Raw genomic sequence first — 15,290 nt, forward strand, 5'->3', positions numbered from 1 at the left:
TACTCCGTTCAAAGATCGGTGTGTCACCTTCCATCGATGAAAGATTATCTTGATTCTGTATTGTTGTTAGTACAACAAAGTTTCAGTCATATTTGGAGTAATCGACATTCCACAATTTGAAGCCTTTAGGATCAGCTATCAACGTTACCTACTCCATTTACCTTTTGTTAACATGTAAACTAATTATTTTAGATAAAACATGATATTCTCCCTTCTTCATTAACTTTTTTTGTTAACAAGTAAACAATATAATATGTAAATAAGGTTTGTCAAATTTTTTTATATTGAAATTGAATAATGTTGAAAAGGTACTGAACTATTGGGAGGGTTGTGAATTTCATTGAGGAATTCAAATTAAATAACCCGAAATTGAATGTCTATGATGAATATGATATGTTAGTTTACAAGTAAACAAAGCTTGATTTTGGAAGTACTTCATAAAGAGGAATGCTTGAACAATGGTTTAAATGGGGATGGCTTGGATGAAGACGAAACCACTATTCCATATGTCCTGTTAATAATTATATTTGATACCCTCCCTGTCCTGCCAAGTTACATTCTACTTTGGTTTTAAGTAACATTTTAAAAAAGGGGTTGCTAAGCATAATGAATTCATCTGATGGACTTAAGCGATTGCTATACGAACGCTTTCTCCATTTTACGCATTTATTTGAACAAATTTCCGCTATCGAAATTGATGAGTTTGTTCATCTCGCACAGTTGCAGGGGATTACCTCATGGCCCAACAATATGACAACTGTTCACGTCATTGATTGTATAGGCAACAATGAGCCAATAAACAACACATCTATTGCTGAGAAAATGAATTTATCCAAGGCGAGTATTTCGAAAATCAGCACTCGATTGATCAAGGAAGGTTATATTAAGCGAAGCAAAATGAACGATAACAAGAAAGAAGTATATTTCTACCTTTCATCAGAAGGCAGACAGGTCTTTGAGGTGCACGCAATGATGCATGAAATGATAGAGCGTAGATTTATTAGTGTATTTGACTCATTTTCGGATTCGGATCTACAGGCAGCACTAAAATTTTTTCAAACAATGATCGAGCAAAAAGACAATATTCTGCAAGGGAACGAAAGATAATAGATTTACAACTTTAAATATAGTTAAAAACAGAACGTCCGGGCATATCCCAAAGGGGAATTTAGTAAAAATCACGTCGTTTATTGGTATCACCCCCCTCCGGATATGCCCTCAAGATAAAACTGTATATACCTAAGAAGGTCATCAATCTAGTTTTAAGATGAAATTCCAGCCGTGAAGAAAAAGTATTAGAGATAGCTTTGCAGGCAAGAGAAAATTTTCATGCCAAGATTAGTCTGGAAATGTAGAAATAAAAACAGCTATATTGACAATATGTTCAATTTTGAGAATGAAAGACTCCGGGTTGAAAAAGTGTGCTTTGTCGCAATTAGAGTATGCTTTAGCCCGAGACTTTATCCCGTACATGATTTTAGTCACTAACATTTATGTGAAAACACACCAGTTTTAACCGATAATAGTTGTCGAGCGATATTTAATTGTAGAAGGGCGATAGTCCGATGGTATGCATAGGTTAATTGATAACCGCGACTTTTTTAGTTCAAGTATTCAGTATTCACAAGGATTGAGACTACCACCTGTAAGCCGACAAGCATCTAACACCTATGGAATTATTGCATGAACTTTCTCATTCAGAAAATTCCTAATTTTACTTCATATCATATTTATTTCGGTATTCGAGAGGACTAATTTTATACATCTCTTTAAAAGCTGCTCCAAATTTACTCTGACTTTTATATCCCACTGCCGAAGCGATATCTCCAATACTTTCGTGAGTCTTAAGTAACATAGAGGCCGCTTGCCTGATACGATACTCTTTCATATACGCTCCTATAGAAGCGCCGTATACCCCTTTAAAAGTAGCCTTTAATGCAGTAGGACTGATGCAATAATGTCTTGCTAGTTCCTCAATCGTAAATCTCTGTTCAAATTGTTCAGTCATCATCTTTTTAATCTGTTTGATAATGTCAACTTCTTGCCGGACATAAAATTTATTCTGCTGCTCTTTAGCTGTATCAAAATAATAAAGGTAAATTAAAATTTCCAGAACCTTCAGCCGGTAATAAGTACTTCTAGCTTCAAGAGGGATTGAATACATACCACTAAAGATATTTTGAATGTCTTCTTTCGCCTGTATAAAAAAACATTCATCGTTTAAAAAAAAGCGGTTAACAAGATCTGGAATATTAATTGGAATATTAGGTAGATATTCCGATAGTTGACCTGTAAACTTATCCAAGTCAATCGTAATGTTTATACCTTTATAGTACTCTAATGGAAATTCAATACAATTACTGTGGTTGTTCATTGTATTCATGAACAAATCACCTTCTCCTATATATTGCAGACATCCATCCTTCATTTTACATTCAGCCCGTCCTTCATGACAGTGATTTAATTCTAAAATGTTTAGGTTTGGGTGAATTGTTGGCATATAGTGGCTTGCCTGAAAGTTAAAGATGATTACCTCAACACCGGGTATTACAGAATAGGCAGATGCAGTACCTTGCCCCTTATCTGAATTCAGCTGATAAACAACATTGTGATTATTTTGTACTAAACTCATGTCTGTATTAATATGTGAAAAAAAGGATCCCTCCATATTATTCATACCTCCCTCGGAACTAATTTTTCCGCTAAATGATAATGTAAATATACACTACTCCAAAAAACAAACACAGACTTTTAGTACTAACCGAATAAATCAATGGTCCCCGTCTGTATTAATAAAATTTAGTCCAATCGGCCAAAATTTTAGTCCAATCGGTCTCACCTTCCAAATTTTGTTGAAAATGAAATATAGTGTCATTATACTCGTATTCAAATACAATCAAACAATCATTTGATTGTATTATACCTTGATTGTATAAAAATAAATGAAAGGAGCAATTGTTTTATGAAAAAAACCTATAAATTGCAAGATGTAGATTGTGGCAGTTGTGCGGCAAAGATCGAACATGGTATTAGCAAGCTGAATGATGTTACCAATGTGAAGGTGAATTTTATGGGTCAAAGAATGATTCTTGAGGCTCCGGATGATAAATTCGATGCCGTTCTTGAACAAGCTAAGAAGATTATAAAGAAAATTGATTCAGATGTGTCGATAGAGGCTTAAGCTGATGGACATATTTCAACGTCGATTCGGTTCATAACGAATAGAGAAAATTATCCATATTCAAATTACACTATTTAAGTCAGTAGCGGTTTTAATGTACAGCCGTTGCTGACTCAAATATGAGGAGGATACGAACATGTCAAAGAAAGAAAAAAAACGGTTGCTGCGTATCCTTATTGCATCTATTGGTTTCGTAGCAGTACTATTTTTAAAGATAGATGGCAATGCTGAATTTCTGATGTATCTTGTCCCGTATCTCATCGTTGGAGGAGATATCCTCTGGAAAGCAGCAAGGAACATTACTCGAGGACAGGTCTTCGACGAGAACTTCCTAATGTCAGTTGCCACAATTGGCGCCTTCTGCCTTGGCGAATATCCAGAAGCTATTGCTGTTATGCTGTTTTTTCAAGTGGGCGAGCTGTTTCAATCCTACGCCGTTTCAAAATCCCGCAGGTCAATATCCGAATTGATGAATATTCGTCCCGAATATGCCAATGTGCTAAGAAATGGGGAATTGATAAAGGTTAACCCGGAAGAAGTGCAAATTAATGAGATTGTTGTGGTAAAGCCTGGAGAGCGAGTCCCCCTGGATGGAGTTGTAACAGACGGTTTCTCTGCAATAGATACTTCAGCTCTAACAGGAGAGTCCGTTCCACGAGAGGTACAGACAGGAGAAGACGTGATTAGCGGTTGTATCAATCAAACCGGTAAATTAACCATTCAAGTAAGCAAAGAATATGGCCAGTCCACAGTAGCAAAAATACTTGAATTGGTTGAGAATTCTTCCGATAAAAAGAGCAAAAGTGAAAATTTCATTACCAAATTTGCCCGGTACTATACCCCATTTATTGTTTTAGCGGCGGTTATTTTGGCCATCATTCCACCGCTAGTCACTGGTCAGCCATTTGATATTTGGTTTGAAAGAGCCCTAATCTTTCTTGTCATTTCCTGCCCCTGTGCTCTGGTTATTTCTGTGCCGCTCAGCTTTTTTGGTGGAATCGGCGGGGCATCCAAATCCGGCGTTTTAGTGAAGGGGAGTAACTATCTTGAAGCTTTGGCCAACACAGAGATGGTCGTGTTTGATAAAACCGGTACGCTAACAAAAGGTAACTTCGTTGTCAGTGAAATATATTCCGACAAAATGACCGATCAGGAGTTGTTGGAATTGGCAGCTTATGTGGAGGATTATTCCAACCATCCCATTGCACAGAGTATCAAAAAGGCATTTGGAAGAACGATTGATCCCTCCCGTATTAAGGATATCGAGGAAATCGCTGGTTATGGTGTGAAATCTGTAATTGACGGAAAGGTCGTGTTGGCGGGCAACGCCAAACTCATGAAACGTGAATGCATATCCTACAACGATTGGAAACTTGTTGGGACTGTAGTTCATCTAGCCGTTAACAATGAGTACATGGGATATATCCGTGTTGAGGATGAAATTAAACAGGACGCTTCATATGCTATTACAGCTCTGAAATCGTCAGGAATCAAGCAGACCGTCATGCTTACTGGTGATGCCGATGCGGTGGGGAAAAAGGTTGCTACTACGCTTAGACTAGATAAAGCATATACTGAGCTATTGCCTGCGGATAAGGTTGAACACGTAGAAGAGTTAATGAAGCAGAAAAATGCAAAAGGAAAACTGGCCTTTGTCGGTGACGGCATCAATGATGCTCCCGTTCTTGCACGCGCAGATATCGGAATTGCTATGGGAGGCTTGGGGTCAGATGCAGCGATTGAAGCTGCTGATGTTGTAATTATGACCGATGAGCCATCCAAAATCGCCACAGTGATGAAGATAAGCCAAAAGACACTCCGTATCGCTAAACAAAATATTGTTTTTGCTTTGAGTGTCAAAGGAATTGTACTTATTTTGGGAGCGTTGGGCATGACAACGATGTGGGGAGCGGTATTCGCTGATGTTGGAGTATCCGTCATAGCAATTCTCAACGCAATAAGAGCACTAAATGTTAAAAAATTCAACAAGCCGATACAAATATTTGAAAAACAAGGGAAAGGAAGTCGGCAAAAGGCAGTGGCGTAATGTAATAGAGGGGCGTTACCAGAGATCTTTGTAAGTAATACTCCCCCTCTAAAGTCCTTTCAACGGACAACTCATTTTAAAAAAATCATCTACCATTTGATGAACCAAACGAGCTTTTTCGCTGTCAGCGAGTGAATAGTAAACTTCTTTCCCAACACGTCTGCTTTTGATTAATTCATGTAACTTTAACGTTTTCAAGTGATGAGAAACGGATGCGGGGCTCATACCAAGAGCAGCTGAAATATTGTGTCCACATTCTTCGCAATGACAGAGTAACCAAAGGATTCGAAGACGCGAGCCGTCACATAGCTGTTGGAAAACAGCAGCCCCATCCAGAAAAAATTGGACATCGGGCATACACTTTAAAACATAGCTTAAATCTTGACCGTGATCGTGCAGCATTTCCTTGTTTTTTATCGTCGCCACTCCTTTGATAAAACAATCATTTGATAAAACAATCATTACATTAAAGTCTATGCATTACCTATGCTCTTGTCAAGAACATGCTTTTGGACATTTAAATTTCTTTACCTAAGTATTTTCCGTAAAAAATAAAGGGGTATCTGGCCTTCTAATGATGATATACGTACTTCATATATGCTCACAATAACTTTTATGTAGTTTTCTAAGACTTCGTAATCTCTAAAACGAAATAATATTTTATAAATATTTGATAGAGTGACATAGCTAGATAACTAGTAGGAGAAATTCATCGGAGAGAGGAAGAGTAATACATGTATAAGTTGGTTTTGATTAGACATGGAGAAAGTAATTGGAACAAAGAGAACTTATTTACAGGTTGGATGGACGTAGACTTATCGGATAAAGGGGTACAGGAGGCTCATTATGCCGGCAGACTACTTAAGGAAAAACAATTCATATTTGATGTGGCCTACACCTCATACTTGAAACGAGCTATAAAAACACTAGATTATGTGCTTGAGGAAATGAATTTGCTGTGGATACCTGTATACAAATCCTGGCAGCTTAATGAACGTCATTATGGTGCGCTTCAGGGATTGAATAAAGTAACTACTGCTATAAAATATGGAGAAGAACAGGTTGAATTATGGCGTAGAAGTTATGAGGTATTGCCTCCTACCCTGACAAAGGACGATGAACGTTATCCAAGATATGATGTTAGATATCGTGACATTGATGACGAACATATTCCATTGGCTGAAAGTCTTAAGGAAACAGCTTTTCGAGTCAAAGATTATTGGGATAAGGAAATTGCACCACAGATCAAAGCAGGTAAAAATGTAATTATTGTTGCACACGGCAATAGCTTGAGGGCATTAATCAAAATTCTAGATAACCTCAGTTCGGCGGAGGTTGTTGATTTGAATGTACCAACAGGTATTCCGCTAGTATATTCGTTAGATAAACACTTACGTCCCGTAGAGAGTCATTACCTTGGAAGCACAAAACTTATAAAGTAAGGTACAGCGCAAGTTGTTAAGCTAGACAGAGTGATTAATTTAAGTTGGACTCCACCGTCAATGCTGAATTTTCAAACCGCTTTTTGGGGTCGCCGAGGTATTCGTAGTTAAGATGGTCAGCTTTAGGAGGGAAAGATCATCTAAAACAGTTTAAGTAAATCCCGTTACATGAAAATACTTTGTAGAGCGCTTACTAACTTCCTGGACTTGAAGCTTTTATCCTTACTGCTTCGTATTATATCGTTCCAATTTTTCACGAGGGCCCACCAATCGCCGTGAGAAGCGGTATCTACCGATGACGAAAAATGTCTCTCAGTCGAGCAAATACAATATGCCACTAGCCGTAATTCTGTAAATTTTTCGAAGCGGACGATAAGACTCTTGTTCAATGGCTTGCACCTCAATAAATCTAGACTTTCCCATTTCGATAGAATGGATAATTTTGCTGTTGATTTGCTACTTTATTTAGTATCCTCTTAACGGTTCTCGTGCTAATAATCCTAATAATTAGATATTATTCATAAAATTCTCCTCTTTCAGGCTCTGGGTTTATATACATTGATTTAGATAGGTTATTTTTAACATAAAATAATAATTGACACCCAAAATCATATAGGTTATATTTAACATAGATTAAAATTAACATATAATGAGGAGTGTATTATTGTGAAACTTATTTTTAAAGATCAGACTTTTTCATTCGAATTGCTTCGGACAATGGGTTACACTGCTTTTGGAGGGGCGGACATAGGTGAATGCCTATCTACTGCCTATCGAATTGAAGAAGGTAATTTTGAAAGTTGGTATGAGGAATGGCTAAAGACTGCAATCAGGGTTCATCGGGAAGCTGACGAAAGCAGCAAGCATGGCAATAAGAGTAGCGCAAGAGACTTTTATTTACGTGCATCGAATTACTACCGTACAGCCGAATTTTTCCTCCATGGCAATCCGGAGGATAAACGGATCCTGGAAACGTGGAGATTGAGTCAAAGCACGTTCAGACACGCGCTTACTTTACTCGATCATCATTGGGAGATTGTTACTATTCCTTATGAAGACACGGATTTGCCTGGTTACTTGTATTTAGCAGGAGATCAGCCTGCTCCTACCCTAATTGTTCACGGTGGATATGACTCCACCGCAGAAGAGCTTTATTTCCAAGTTGTTATCTCTGCTTTAGAAAGAGGGTATCATTGCTTGGTATTCGAGGGGCCAGGACAAGGAGCTGTTATACGTGAGCAACAAATTCCATTCAGACATGACTGGGAGGCTACCGTAACACCAGTGGTCGATTACCTGACCAAGCGTCCTGAAGTTATCTCTGACAAAATCGCATTAATGGGTATCAGTTTAGGTGGTTATTTGGCTCCGCGCGCGGCTGCTTATGAACACAGGCTTGCTGCATGCATAGCAAATGACGGCCTATTCTCCTTCCAAGTGGGGGAAATAGCTGCGGCATTAGGCGGAAAAGAAAATGGAGAACTCAATTTTAATTCACCGGAAATGGATAATTTTATTGCGTCGATTATGGCACAAAATACAAGTATTCGATGGGGAATTGAAAATGGACAGTTCACTTTTTCAGCAACTAATCTGGAAGAGCTGGTGCACAAAACGGAGCCTTTTACCTTAGAAGGCGTTGCTGGGAAAATCAAGTGTCCGGTACTCGTTTGCGAAGCTGAACATGATCATGCCTTTGCAGGACAACCCGAACAATTGTACAAATCTTTAAGAAGTTCCAAAACGTATATGAAGTTTACTGCTGAAGATTCTGCTGAAGAACATTGCCATTTTGGAGCATTAAAATTGGCTAACCACCGCATATTCACTTGGTTAGATCATGTTTTGAATAATATACCAACATCAGAAAAAGTCACTTCAAGCTTTGCAAGCCTAGAAAGATAGAGTAGGTAATTCTTTCGCTCATTTTTCATAGCAAGCATACAAATATAATCAAACTGATATTCAATCCTTGTTTAAAAAGAAGATGGTTTCATTTTGCTCCCCCCTTCGTTTCATGAAAGGAAGTGAGCCTTGCTCTTTCACAGTTACCCTCAATGTGAAAAAGAGGATTTGTTGCATTTCTGAAAAAAATATGAAAAATATCTTTCCATACAAAAACACACATAAGACGGTGGTTACCCCTAAAAGTTAGAGTTTTATTATCAGCTGATTGGCTGGATTGAGTTCGATATTCGACTGGACTCAATCCAACCAACTCTCTTTTGCTCGTTCATGATTATACCAGTAGTATATTCTTCAATCTGTTTTTTTAAATTCTTCATAAAAAAGAGTAAGGTGGGCTAACTACCTTTCAGTTTGATGTCCCCGCTCCCCAAAACTTACTACTTTTGACGGTACTGAGAGAAAGGAAATTACTAAAAAAATTCTCAGCATAAAAGAAAAACCTAAAAGACTAAACACCCACTTAGCGAATATGCTGAATGGTTGTTTAGTTTTTCATTAGTCTGCTGTTAACTTATTTCCCTTTATTCAACAATAGTCAGCAATAGGTAAGTTTTTGAAGTAATCTCTGACTTTCCCTACTCACACGCGTTCCGCGCTCCATCTAACTTCATATACTAGACTATAAGTTCCTCGTTACTCTTAAACAAGAAGATACTTGATGTCTAAGAGCCCGCACTGTGGAAATCCCCACATTGAGCGCTTCCTGATAAAAAAATATGAAGCTCCTATTTCTGCAATATAGAACGTTTTGTTTGTAATCCTTTTAATTTCTCAACAAACAAAATAAGCCACCACTTTCATTCACTATTAATTTCGACCATAAATCCTCCAGGAGCATTGACATAAAAGGTATAACCATGGGCGTGCCGCGGAGGATCTACATCATACCCATCCTCTTTCAAATGCTGATTGATTTGGTCTACCTGCTCTCTACTTTCCTGTGGGAATCCAATATGGAAACTTTTCGGATAATGGACGTCCTTTCCCTGCATTAAAGTCAGCACGAAACCATCGTCATCAAGCATTGCTACAAATCCGTTTCCTAGACTTCCCCCTAATGTCATACCAAAATAATTTTCTAAAAATTTTCGAGCGGCAGTCACATCGGTAACAGTAAGGTTGAGGTGGTTAAGTTTCATTTTTACCATCCTTTCTTCATCATGTACTACATTGCATTGATATTATCTTTATATTACAATCTATTGCATATAAATAAAAATATATATTTAGGAATATATATATTCCTTCAAGTATATCAATTAAGGAGTTATATCCTATGGAGTTATTACAGCTACATTATTTTCGTACCGTCGCTAGACTGGAACATATGTCAAAGGCAGCTGAAGAACTTCGAGTTGCGCAACCTGCCCTTAGCAAAACCATCTCTAGGTTAGAAAAGGACCTGGGGGTCCCGTTATTTGATCGACACGGAAGAAAAATTCGACTAAATAAGTTCGGTAAGGCCTATTTGAAGAAAACTGAAGTAGCGTTAGGCGCTCTTGAAGAAGGGCGTAGGGAACTCTCTGATCTTTCGGGGGCGGAACGGGGAAGTATTTATTTGGCAACCACTACCTTGGATCGTCTTTCCGACCCCGTGGGTAGGTTTCGTTCGCTTTATCCCAAAGTCAGTTTTCGTATTACTCAGACCCCAATGGAAGAAATGGAACTAATGCTGGAAACTGGCGAGGTCGATTTCTGCTTTACCTCCATGCCAGTAAAACGTCCAGGAATTCAAGAATTTCCTTTATTGGAGGAAGAAATCTTTTTGGCCATACCACCGGAACATCGATTTAGGAACAAAACAAGCATTTCCTTAAGTGAACTAAGGAATGAGCCATTTATTTCTTTCAAAAAGGGCACCCATTTCCGTAAGATAAATGATAGCCTTTGCCAGGAGGCGGGATTTGAACCGAATGTCGTGTGCGAGGTTGACGAACCCTTAGCCATCATTAGCCTTGTACGCGCTGGTCTTGGGGTGGCGTTTGTAGGGACATGCAAATCGCGTGATGACTCACCGATTTCTTCTACAATGTCTCACCAATCAATGCCCATTGCCCCCTGTAAAACGGATGACGGTTCACCGATTTTACTGCATATCACCCCCCTTTGTCAGCGGATCTTTCAGCTGGCTTGGACTGAAAACCGTTACCAATCAAGGGCAGCATCTAACTTTCGAGATTTTCTTGTTCGGTATTTCGAAAAATAATAGAAGATCTCATTATCACAAAAAGAGCCCTTTCTACCTGATCCTCAGCAGTAGAAATAATCAAGCCTCTTCTACCATCAGTGGCCCTTACAAAAACTGTTCGAGGTTAGTGCAAAACAGCCTTGATGCAGGGTTAGTAAAAAAGCTTGGTCAAAGTGGCGGGCTTATGGAACTTGGTTCAGAAAAAGTTTAGGCATGTTTTGAGATTCTTCAAAACACGCCCTAAACTGGTGAGGAATTCTTGTGAAAAAGTTTGATTATTTTCTGCTTTTGATATTCAATAGTGCCTATTCCCAAACTACACCCTTTTCGTGAATAAAGATTACTGCACAAGTTTTCGACCTGTTACAATTTTTATAGGAGGAAACATGAGATAATGTGGACCAACTAGCTTTACATCCGTGACTTCAAATTCTTTAAAGATTTGCAAATATTCCTTAACGTGTTGAAAATCGAGAATAGCAAATTGACCACCTGGTTTTAATACCCGAAGAACCTCTCCCAGCGCTTGACATCTTTCTTCCCGATCATAAATATTATGGATTGCAAGACTTGATACAACCACATCAAATGTTTCTTTGTCAAACGGCATCCTACGGGCATCACCAGTTACTATTTCGATTTTTTCAGCGACGCCTTCTATTTTTGCGTTTTTCCGTGTAACATCTGGATGATTACCAGATTGATCATAAGAATTCCAAATATCCATACCAAACACTCTACCTGTTATTAGTCTTCTAGCAGTAGCGTTCATTACTAACCCTCGACCACATCCGATATCAAGTACCTTCTCATTACCTTGAAATGTTATTAAATCCAACAATCTTTCTCGTTCACGCAATTTCCCAACCTTACTACTCCAATACATATAAATTCCTTCCAGTAATCCAATCAAAAATGTAATTCCGAAAATCACGCTCAGTGTCAGACCTAACCAACGCCAATCACCTTGGAAAAGCCAAAAAGAAATGATACTTAAAATAAGCATTACAACACTAAGAATGGACAAATTCCGTATTACAACTGGTGCATCAACTCCGTAATTAGGTTTAATTGGCACCTTTCCCATATTTCCCCTCCACACTTTGTAAATTCCTAACCTTGCTTTATAAAATCACGTTCATTCGTCAATCCAACCGATAGCCGAAGTTCAACAACCAATTTTAGTATCCATCTTATTCAAAGGTTGCCAGCTTGTTTTTAAAAGACAGGAGAATCGGTAACAAGTTTTTGAACAATCTCTTACATATGATCAATCTTTATTCAATTTCTCCTACTCATTCTCTTTAGTAAGAACCGCTTTAAGACGCTCACTAGTCTTTGGTTGTTCTTTCTTCATTGATTGGGTCATAAAAAACTCCGCAACCTTCGGGACACCCCCGACTTCAATAGTGAAATATACGCGACAAGTATTCCCAGATATCGTTTCAATCCGATAGGTTTCGCGGAATTTTTCGCGCTCCTCAGGAGGAGTTGCCAAGGTGAATAGACGATCTTGCTCATATTCCGTCACATACATTGTTTTTTCGCTCTTGTAACCGGAGTATTTGCCAGCTTCAAAGTAGCTCGACCCTAGCCGAGCAGGACCTTCTGGTATAACCTTCGACTCAAGGATGCCTTTTACCCATTCATTTCGTGCCTCCAGGTCGGTAATACGAGCAAAAACTGTTGCTGTCGAAAATTCAAATGTGTCAATATATTCAAAGGTAGCCACCTCTATCTGCCTCCCTTTATTTTATGTTCACTATGAAAGAGTAGTTTCGAGAGTGCCTGTGACAATTCGCCTTCACATTCCTGCACATCTCCATTCGAACCTCTGCTTCGCCACCCGACGAATCCGTCAGGGCGCACAAGTACAGCACCGGTACGAGTAACTCCATATGCATCACAAAACGCGTTCTCCTGATCGATGAGATCTCCCGCATGGGTGCCAATCCAATAAACGTCTAAAAGGAGACGTAATTCATCACTCATGCATTTTGCAGCATTTAGCCAGTTCTGTCCCTCGGGTCCTACAAGTAAGACGAAGCAAGACCCGAACAAATCCAGTATCGAAATCTTTTCATCTTGATGTTGAAGCGCAACGTGGGGTGCCCGTGTCCCCGGTTGTCCCGTCCAAAACTCCGGTCGCTGGACAAGCGGCAGGTTCTCATCATTTTCCTGTACGATTGCTCCTACGTTATACCGGAAACCCATATTAATTGCTAAAGTATCAACCGTGATCCCTTCTGATCCTTCATTAAAGCGTTGCTGGGAAAGCTGGGTCACCTGTTCCACTGTAAAATCCGCCAATGGACGACGTTCCATATCATAGGTATCTAGTAATTTTTGTTTAGCCTCACCACGCAGAACAGCAGCAAGTTTCCAAGCAAGATTTTGCGCCTCGGCGATTCCAGTATTCCCTCCAAGAGCACCAGTAGGTGGCTGGGCTCGGGCAGCATCACCAACAAGGAACACACGTCCTTGCTGAAAGCGATCGGAAATCCGTGCGACCATCTCCCAAGGGAGAATTGTTTTGACTTGCACTGGGAAATTAGGAATTCCGATGGCTGCCTGAATAAGGGGCAGGCAACGGTCCTTGGTAAAGTCATCAACAGCCTCTTCATCGGGATCATAGGGAACGTCTAGCCGGAAAACATCTGGACGCACGATCGATCCCGGATAAGCAGTAAGCGCGCCGGCCACGGTGTCGTTAGCTAGAAAGCACATGACAGCCTCCCGATTGCGAAATTCCTCCATTAATCCAGTCGCTCCGAAGAGAATACTGATGTTATGTCCAAGGCCATCTGCTCCATGATGACCGATTCCAAGCTTCTTCCTAATCCTGCTCCGACTACCATCGGCTGCGATCAGATACTGTGCTCGCACCCGTCGTTTTGTTCCGCTAACTATGTCTTGAATAGTGGCTGAAACGCCATCCACATCTTGCTTAAAATCGACAAGCTCAGTTTCATATCGAAGTTTCCCCCCAGCCTCTGCTGCAAGCGCAGGCAGAACTGATTCCAATACGTCCTGAGCGATAAGGCTCCCTTTTACTGGACTGGCATCGGTAAAGTATGCACTGAAATCTTCCATAAGATTATCGATTGGCTCCTCTACTAGACTCTCGGCAAGTGGGACATTGCTGCCCAGCGAGAACGCTGGTTCAACTCGACGAATGGCGGATTCAGCTCCAACAGTACGGAAAATTTCCATGGTCCGTGCAGTCAGACTAGCCACACGCGGATGAATCGAAGTGCCGGGATGGCGCTCGACAAGCAGCGTATCAATTCCCTGCCGTGAGAGCAATAGAGACATAGAAAGCCCTATCAAACTTCCCCCGACAATAAGAACAGGGGTTGCCTCATCGTATTGAGGAGAATTGCAAAAGTTACTGTTCATAGAAAACCCTTCTTTCATAAGTAGGCATTTTTAAATAAAGTACGATTGACCATATAAACAAATATCTTTTATCTTGCTAAACAGGAAGTTAGTATCTGGTCCCCTGCATAGGTAAGGCACACAAATACCTACTTTTTTAGTAAGACTTCTCAATCCTCTGTCAATAATCACAACATAATACTTTTTATTAGGCTCTTCTCTCTTCCTCTTTCCTAAAAAAACAAGTTTTTGCTGGCATTCCTCCTTCTTATCTGTTATTATTCATAATAAATCTTATTAAATTGATTAACGAGTAAATAAGTATCTTAGCAACTAAGATACTTAGATTGTAAGGTAGGTGTTCTCAAATGTCAACCCAATTTTTTAAACGTGACGAATTAATTGATGACTTGCTCAATCAAGTGAAGATTTCAAGTACATCAACTATTTTTTTTCACCAAGCTATCGCTAAACATCTCGGACTGAATCAAACAGATCACAAATGTTTGGAACTATTACATCGAAGAGGATCATTGACTGCTGGTGAACTTGCTGAAGAAAGCAACCTGACCACTGGTGCGATTACGGGAGTGATTGACAGATTGGAGCAAGCTGGATTCGCCCGCCGGGTTAAAGATCCCAATGACAGAAGACGCTTGCTGGTTGAGCTTGTTCCAGAAAATATAAAGGTGATTGAGGAGCTATTCGAATCAATCTCGCAGTGGACGGTACAACTTTTGGATAAATACACTGACGAAGAACTAAGTATTATTCTCGATTATGTTTCCCGGAGCACAAAGATGACTATGGAATGGACAAAAACACTCCAAAAAAAAGAGTAATATCCTCGTGAATTGGCCGATTTTGCCACGATTAGATCAGAAATTCATGATTTTCTAATCTGACATTCAGTGAAGCCAGACTAACAAATTAAAAAGTTTGAACATCAGATCCTCAATGGAGCTGTTGCACAATCAGGTAACTGATCGTGCAACAGTTTTTTTGTGCACAAAAAAACAGACCACAAAGGGTCTGCTCTCGTGTATTATTAATTTATGACAAGTAAAAAAATAACACAACCCCAGT

Annotated in this window: 11 protein-coding genes and 1 pseudogene; 6 read left to right on the forward strand and 6 right to left on the reverse strand. The window is 39.5% G+C overall.

The annotated features are described in order from the left end of the window. Nucleotides 1–606: 606 nt before the first annotated feature. Nucleotides 607–1,107 carry a MarR family transcriptional regulator gene (locus tag KI375_RS23495; protein ID WP_212975821.1) on the forward strand — a complete coding sequence of 167 codons (501 nt, stop codon included), beginning with the start codon at nt 607–609 and terminating at the stop codon, nt 1,105–1,107. A gap of 607 nt (nt 1,108–1,714) precedes the next feature. On the opposite strand, the gene KI375_RS23500 is transcribed toward KI375_RS23495, so the two are convergent. Next, a complete protein-coding gene (locus KI375_RS23500) occupies nt 1,715–2,677 on the reverse strand; it encodes a helix-turn-helix transcriptional regulator (RefSeq protein WP_212975822.1) in 963 nt (320 codons plus the stop codon). Nucleotides 2,678–2,962: 285 nt separating this feature from the next. On the opposite strand from KI375_RS23500, the pseudogene KI375_RS23510 reads away from it, so the two are divergent. Beyond that, nucleotides 2,963–5,228 (forward strand): annotated as a pseudogene (locus tag KI375_RS23510) (heavy metal translocating P-type ATPase). Between the two features lie 48 nt (nt 5,229–5,276). On the opposite strand, the gene KI375_RS23515 reads toward KI375_RS23510, so the two are convergent. Then, nucleotides 5,277–5,690 (reverse strand): ArsR/SmtB family transcription factor, encoded by a 414-nt coding sequence (locus tag KI375_RS23515; RefSeq protein WP_244853013.1) that lies wholly within the window; start codon nt 5,688–5,690, stop codon nt 5,277–5,279. 272 nt (nt 5,691–5,962) lie between these two features. Here KI375_RS23515 and gpmA point away from each other — a divergent pair, with 272 nt between their 5' ends. Both gpmA and KI375_RS23525 read left to right on the forward strand, forming a co-directional pair. After that, nucleotides 5,963–6,670, forward strand: coding sequence for a 2,3-diphosphoglycerate-dependent phosphoglycerate mutase (gene gpmA / locus KI375_RS23520; RefSeq protein WP_212975825.1), 708 nt, complete (start codon nt 5,963–5,965; stop codon nt 6,668–6,670). A 666-nt stretch (nt 6,671–7,336) separates the two neighbouring features. Further along, a complete protein-coding gene (locus KI375_RS23525) occupies nt 7,337–8,575 on the forward strand; it encodes an alpha/beta hydrolase family protein (protein WP_212975826.1) in 1,239 nt (412 codons plus the stop codon). A gap of 860 nt (nt 8,576–9,435) precedes the next feature. Here KI375_RS23525 and KI375_RS23535 read toward each other — a convergent pair. After that, nucleotides 9,436–9,777, reverse strand: coding sequence for a VOC family protein (locus KI375_RS23535; protein WP_212975827.1), 342 nt, complete (start codon nt 9,775–9,777; stop codon nt 9,436–9,438). A 137-nt stretch (nt 9,778–9,914) separates the two neighbouring features. Here KI375_RS23535 and KI375_RS23540 point away from each other — a divergent pair, with 137 nt between their 5' ends. Next, complete coding sequence (locus tag KI375_RS23540) at nt 9,915–10,844, forward strand: LysR family transcriptional regulator (RefSeq protein ID WP_212975828.1); 930 nt, start codon at nt 9,915–9,917, stop codon at nt 10,842–10,844. A 322-nt stretch (nt 10,845–11,166) separates the two neighbouring features. Here KI375_RS23540 and KI375_RS23545 read toward each other — a convergent pair whose 3' ends face one another. The 3 genes from KI375_RS23545 to KI375_RS23555 form a co-directional block, all read right to left on the reverse strand. Next, nucleotides 11,167–11,913, reverse strand: a complete 747-nt coding sequence (locus KI375_RS23545; protein ID WP_212975829.1) for a class I SAM-dependent methyltransferase — start codon at nt 11,911–11,913, stop codon at nt 11,167–11,169. Between the two features lie 204 nt (nt 11,914–12,117). Beyond that, a complete protein-coding gene (locus KI375_RS23550) occupies nt 12,118–12,558 on the reverse strand; it encodes an SRPBCC family protein (protein ID WP_212975830.1) in 441 nt (146 codons plus the stop codon). A gap of 2 nt (nt 12,559–12,560) precedes the next feature. Then, entirely contained in the window at nt 12,561–14,243 is a 1,683-nt protein-coding gene (locus tag KI375_RS23555) for an FAD-dependent monooxygenase (RefSeq protein WP_212975831.1), read from the reverse strand. 329 nt (nt 14,244–14,572) lie between these two features. Between KI375_RS23555 and KI375_RS23560 the strand changes: the two genes are divergently transcribed. After that, entirely contained in the window at nt 14,573–15,046 is a 474-nt protein-coding gene (locus KI375_RS23560; RefSeq protein ID WP_212975832.1) for a MarR family transcriptional regulator, read from the forward strand. Nucleotides 15,047–15,290 lie beyond the last annotated feature (244 nt).

The organism is Bacillus sp. J14TS2 (assembly GCF_018333015.1).
In the GTDB taxonomy this organism is placed as follows: Bacteria; Bacillota; Bacilli; order Bacillales; family Bacillaceae_C; genus Lederbergia.

Coding starts and splice junctions, on each gene's coding strand:
- KI375_RS23495 (WP_212975821.1), top strand. CDS start 607: ATGAATTCATCTGATGGACTTAAGCGATTGCTATACGAACGCTTTCTC.
- KI375_RS23500 (WP_212975822.1), bottom strand. CDS start 2,677: ATGAATAATATGGAGGGATCCTTTTTTTCACATATTAATACAGACATG.
- KI375_RS23515 (WP_244853013.1), bottom strand. CDS start 5,690: ATGATTGTTTTATCAAATGATTGTTTTATCAAAGGAGTGGCGACGATA.
- gpmA (WP_212975825.1), top strand. CDS start 5,963: ATGTATAAGTTGGTTTTGATTAGACATGGAGAAAGTAATTGGAACAAA.
- KI375_RS23535 (WP_212975827.1), bottom strand. CDS start 9,777: ATGAAACTTAACCACCTCAACCTTACTGTTACCGATGTGACTGCCGCT.
- KI375_RS23540 (WP_212975828.1), top strand. CDS start 9,915: ATGGAGTTATTACAGCTACATTATTTTCGTACCGTCGCTAGACTGGAA.
- KI375_RS23545 (WP_212975829.1), bottom strand. CDS start 11,913: ATGGGAAAGGTGCCAATTAAACCTAATTACGGAGTTGATGCACCAGTT.
- KI375_RS23555 (WP_212975831.1), bottom strand. CDS start 14,243: ATGAAAGAAGGGTTTTCTATGAACAGTAACTTTTGCAATTCTCCTCAA.
- KI375_RS23560 (WP_212975832.1), top strand. CDS start 14,573: ATGTCAACCCAATTTTTTAAACGTGACGAATTAATTGATGACTTGCTC.